This is a genomic window from Microvirga sp. P4_G7, from assembly GCF_056401005.1.
Map to the genome: position 1 here is coordinate 1 of NZ_JBFUKD010000239.1, position 5,051 is coordinate 5,051.

The window sequence follows — 5,051 nt, forward strand, 5'->3', positions numbered from 1 at the left end:
TCATTCATCTGGCTCAACGGCATATCCCCTAGAGCCCGAGTTCACTCTTGAGCGTTGGCCACTCTGCGACCGCCAAGTGATAATCGTCCGGCCTGCCGATATCGAGCCAGTACCCCCGATGCGGCTTAACTCGCACCTTCTTGTTCGCGGCGATGAATTTGAGCATCAGATCGTCGAAACCAAAGGGCTGATTTTCCGGAATCCAGTCCAGTGCGGCTCGATTCATCGCGTAAACGCCCATGCTGACGAGATATTTAGACTTCGGCTTCTCATGAAAGCCGGCCAAAAAACCATCGTCCGATCCTTCGAGAACGCCATAATCGACCATATGCTCGCGTTCGGCAGCTGAAATAGTGAAGATCTCCTTTTCTTCGACATGGCTATCGAAGAACTTGGAAAAGCTGAGATCTGTGAGCACATCTCCATTCATGACAATGAAGTTCTCTGGAAGATCTTTGATCAGCTTCAGCGGTCCCATAGTCCCAAGAGGTTTCGACTCGAGGGAATACGAGATCTTCAGACCCACCTCCTCACCTGCCTCAAAGAAGGCCTTGATGAGCTTCGATTGATGGTTGACCGCGAGGATGGCGTGGTCGAACCCATGGGCTTTGAGCTGCCTTAGGATTGCTTCGAGGATAGGCATGTCGCCGATCGGCATCAATGGCTTGGGCAACACGACGGTGTAGGGCCGCAGACGAGACCCTAATCCTCCGGCCAAAACGATCGCTGTTCGCATCAAAAACTCCAAAAGGCTACCCTGGGTAGGGTGCCGTTCAATTGGCAAATTAAGGTCACCCTGTCTATCCCCCGGCGGCCAACGCGGCGGGACGTCGCGACAAGCCAACGTTCCGGTCGACCAGTGCGCGAACGGGATACCTCAAGCTTTGATCGGGTCCGGTCTCCGTCTCCGTCGCAACGTCTTGAGGTATCCGCCAGCCAGCGACAACCGTTTGCGGCCAAGAAGCAATCCAACGATAAGCACCAACGCTGCCCCCGCGCTGACAAGGAGCCGCGCCAGGTAAGGGCCCGGGAGGTAGGTCAGTTCGCTTGAACCAACGGCGTCCCGCGGGAGAACGGCCAGAACCTGGGTATCACCGAGATTGAACAGCGGAACGCGTAAGTTACCTACGGTCAGCCTCCACCCACGATAAGGGGGAACATTGATGACCAACTGCCGGGGCGTCGCTTGGGTCGTGGTCCAGGTTATTCGATTCTGCTGAGCAGAGAAATTTAGATCGGCGATCTTGGCGCCCGAACAATCGTCCTCCTGGCTTGCCCATCGGGCCGCGGCCGACTGCGAAAAGGAGTCAGGAAGATCCGGTAGGCGTCCGGGCTGACCCGGGGTGGACCCTATGTCGATCGTCTGCGCGCCGCAGATTCCACCGACCCAGTCTCGCCCGTGAACCAGACGATAAGCCCGCACTCCCCCAACTGTGAAATCCAGCTTCAGCGCTGGACTACGCAAGTCCTTTCCCGCCAAGAGCCACTTGGCACCGCGAAGCGCATAGTATCCATAGTCAGGGAATCGATAGTTCTCCGCCTTGAATTTCCAGTAGATGCGAGGAGAGAGGTAGAACTGGAACGTCGGGATGCCCTTGTAGATCGCAATGCTGCCAGCCGGCCCGTATTGCAGCTCGTCTGCACGTATGCTCTTCTCAATCGCAACCCGGCCCGGATCTGGAGTCACCGCTTTGATACGGTCCAGGGCATCTTCAACGGATCGCCACCGTTGTGAGCGGAGCGACGCGTCCGTCACCGCGTGCAGATGTACTTGAGGATGCCAAAACACGCCTGCCACGGAAAGCACAAGCAAGGCGGAGGTTGCGACGACCGGAGCCTTCTGAACGACCCTCGGATCAGCGAAGAAAACTCCCAACAATAGAAGCGCGAGTAGATTCGCCACGAAGCCCAGCGAGTGAGTCTGTGCGCTCGCATTGAACATCCATCCGGACACGACTGCGAGAGCGACAAGGAGGCACAACAACATTCCGATCCAGCTTCGCTGGCCACCTGATGCGCGCTCGAAGCTGTCGATCCCGAATCCGGCCAGAAGAGCAACGCAGATACTCAGCGGCGTCCCCAGCAGGCTGAGGTGGCGTATGTGGCTCAATCCCGGAATGAAGCCAAAGCCCAATGCGAGATTGCCAAAATCGAAGAACACAAAAAACAGAACTGAAACGACGACGAACGCAAGCGCCGCCACGAGACCTGATCGGTGAAACCGCCACCAACCCACGACAGCAAGCAGCCAAAGGCAAGCCGGAGCAAAGAAGGCTCCCGCAGCGTAAGGTTTGACCTCTGGGATGAACACGCTGAAAAAGTCAGAAGCCGCGCGCTGCTCCGTCAAGATCTCGCGAATATTGTCCGAACCAGAGCTGCCCACAACGGGTCCGCTTCTCGTCCAACGGATCATTTCCTCGATATGAAGCAGAAGGTTGATCGTCGATCCGAGGTTTAGGAGAAGCAACGCTATCGCACAAACTGTAAGAACCAAAAGCGGAGTGACCAATCCTTGCAACCCGGTAGCTCTAACAGTCCTAACAGCCCATCCGCAGAAGAGGATCAAACACAAGAACGCAAACCCGGCGATCATATTTGAGCCAGGACCTGCATAGAGCAACAAGGACACCGCACCTACGAAGACCGCCGCACCCCACGCGTAGGCTCTCTTCTCGAGGATGAGAAGTAGACCAGCGAGCGCCAATGGGAGCCACGCGGCGGCGGCGACGATCGTCGGGAAGGTGGCCAACTCTCTTGCATTGAGCGATGTCGCGATGGCGACGGCAGCGAAGGCGCTCCCGACCCAGCGAAGCCCAACAACTCTCCCGAGGAAAAGCGCATTTGCAAACAGGATGCCAAGGTGCACAAACCGTATGACATCTTGGGACTGAACCGCCTTGGCAACGGAACAGAAGTCGAGGATTCCAAAGAAGTAGAGGGGGTAAACAGGCGTGAAATGGGCGTTGTGATGAAATGTCTCTAAAGTCGACCAATCCAAAAGAGGGAGATGACCAGTTGCGACCTGCCGCGAAGCCTCGCAAAAGAGCGGGCCCGTGAGCCACACATCGTCCACCCACGGCGCGTACGACGTATCGAAACGCAGTCCTGGCCCTATTACGGCGAACAGGCAGATCAATGCGACGATGAGCGTGACAGCCGATCGCTTCAGCGTGTCAGGCGTCGGCGGCTTCTCAACTGAATAGTCGAGCTTCAAGTTGTGCGAAGTCATATCCTGGCCCGTTACCGAATATAGCAGAGCGTTCGTAGTTTTGCCGACGCTTAGGGCGGGCTAGACAGGGCGTCAAGGCAAACACTGCCTGAGAACTATAGGACATCCCACGCTGAGGCGTGAAACTCGTCCAGTTGATCGGGCCAAGCTTTGACCAACACCGGAAAAGGGCGACAAGTGACCATCGTCGGGAAGCGCACGAATCCCCCTAGTCCCAGTGGCGGGTCTCGCCCAATCCACAGAAATAAGCGCGGTTTTCCCGGCTTCAGTCGATCGATCATAAGCTCCCAAAGAGATGCAGACGATCCCTTATCCACCGGTCGATATGCCAACACCACGTCGAGTGAAGCAGGCCCCATCCGGAACCGCCGTGTGGCAAAATAGCCCTCCGGTCCGGCATATGATACGTACTGAACGCCTGGCCGGGCCTCAAATCGCCAGCAAAAGGTTGCCTGATCGCCTAGATCGAACCAGTCCGAACTCTCGCAACGAGAAGAGGCAGTCCTTACACGACTTGCAACCGTAGCCCAGACCCTCAGCACGTCGTGCACCCTGAACCCTTCCTCAGCGAGGAAGGAATGCGACTTCGGGTTGGGCAGACAATAGAGCGGCTGATCCGGCCCCAATTCACGCAGCAGAGACGCTAAGCATCGCCTAAACGCGCCGCTCCCCCGAACCTCTGGAGATGACGCTAGGTCAACAATCTGGAAAACCCGAATTCGCTCATCGCGCAACCGAGCGTAGACGGGTGTGGCAGCCGCGGCTGCCACCAAGACGCCGTCATGGAGACATCTCGCAACGATTGCCGGTCCCGCTGGGGTTTCGTATTTCCAATGATAATACGCTGCAGTCTGCACCGATCTCCGGTCGAACGGGTCTAACGGCCGGTGAAAGGCCCGCCTCTGGAAGGCGGCGTAGTCGTCAAGTGCCTGCCCCGAATGGGGAGCAACCTCAATTATCTCCGCAGGTCCCATGTCAACGCCGGGCGATAGTTGAAAACCGAGCGCCATGCCGTGCCATCATAGGATCCCTGGACTGCCTCAGTTCGGATATTTGCATTGATGGGCCCCACACAGACGCCGGGACATGAACTCCAGAGGGAAGTGTATCACGGCGGCTGGCGCGGCAGGCAATTTATGGGTATGACGACGGCGAAACAACGTCGGGCGAATAGCGAATGGATAATCAAGACAGCCGGTTCGAGGCTATCATGAAGAGGGTCTGGTTCTACGAGTTCGAGCTTCCCGACGGTAGCCGCACGCGTACAGACGTTCCCCCGGACGTATTGCCAATCCACACGTCGCGGCGTGACAAGCTGAGAAAGGTCATCGCGGAGAAAATCCCGAACGCCGGCGAACTGTCCGCCGTCGATCTGGCGTCTCATGAGGGATACTTCGCGCTTGAGCTCTCAAAGCATTTTCGGAGCGTACACGGGCTGGAGATAAGATCCGAAAGCCTCGAAGCAGCACAGCTGATCTGCAGCGCTTTCGACACGAAGAATATAACCTTCAGTCAAGTCGATCTTCAGAATACGGCGTTTCGTCCGGAACACTCTGCCGACTTCGTTCTTTGCTTCGGGCTGCTTTATCATTTGGAGAATCCGATCCACGTGATCCGCCTCGCATCGGAAATGGCGCGAAAGCACATTTTGATCGAGACTCAAGTCTTCCCATACGACATCTCGGGCCTCCTCGAGGATGGGAGCTACCGATCGCAGCGCGCCGTCAGTGGTGTCTTCAGTCTGTCACTCGACTATTCCCGCGCCCGAGAAGGGGGTTCTACCGATATTGCGCTTGTTCCCTCGCTCAACGCTCTCGTATTC

At 56.9% G+C, this 5,051-nt stretch carries 4 protein-coding genes; 1 reads left to right on the forward strand and 3 read right to left on the reverse strand.

Annotated features, from left to right (window positions below):
* Window positions 1-28: 28 nt before the first annotated feature.
* From AC1DT3_RS11755 to AC1DT3_RS11765, 3 genes are all read right to left on the reverse strand, one after another.
* Window positions 29-736 carry a sugar phosphate nucleotidyltransferase gene (locus tag AC1DT3_RS11755; RefSeq protein WP_477465435.1) on the reverse strand — a complete coding sequence of 236 codons (708 nt, stop codon included), beginning with the start codon at window positions 734-736 and terminating at the stop codon, window positions 29-31.
* Window positions 737-877: 141 nt separating this feature from the next.
* Window positions 878-3,229, reverse strand: coding sequence for a hypothetical protein (locus AC1DT3_RS11760; protein WP_477465436.1), 2,352 nt, complete (start codon window positions 3,227-3,229; stop codon window positions 878-880).
* A 95-nt stretch (window positions 3,230-3,324) separates the two neighbouring features.
* Window positions 3,325-4,239 carry a GNAT family N-acetyltransferase gene (locus tag AC1DT3_RS11765; protein WP_477465437.1) on the reverse strand — a complete coding sequence of 305 codons (915 nt, stop codon included), beginning with the start codon at window positions 4,237-4,239 and terminating at the stop codon, window positions 3,325-3,327.
* Between the two features lie 200 nt (window positions 4,240-4,439).
* Between AC1DT3_RS11765 and AC1DT3_RS11770 the strand changes: the two genes are divergently transcribed.
* On the forward strand, window positions 4,440-5,051 hold a 612-nt coding region (locus tag AC1DT3_RS11770), incomplete at its 3' end, for a class I SAM-dependent methyltransferase (protein ID WP_477465438.1).

Coding starts and splice junctions, on each gene's coding strand:
- AC1DT3_RS11755 (WP_477465435.1), bottom strand. CDS start 736: ATGCGAACAGCGATCGTTTTGGCCGGAGGATTAGGGTCTCGTCTGCGG.
- AC1DT3_RS11760 (WP_477465436.1), bottom strand. CDS start 3,229: ATGACTTCGCACAACTTGAAGCTCGACTATTCAGTTGAGAAGCCGCCG.
- AC1DT3_RS11765 (WP_477465437.1), bottom strand. CDS start 4,239: ATGGCGCTCGGTTTTCAACTATCGCCCGGCGTTGACATGGGACCTGCG.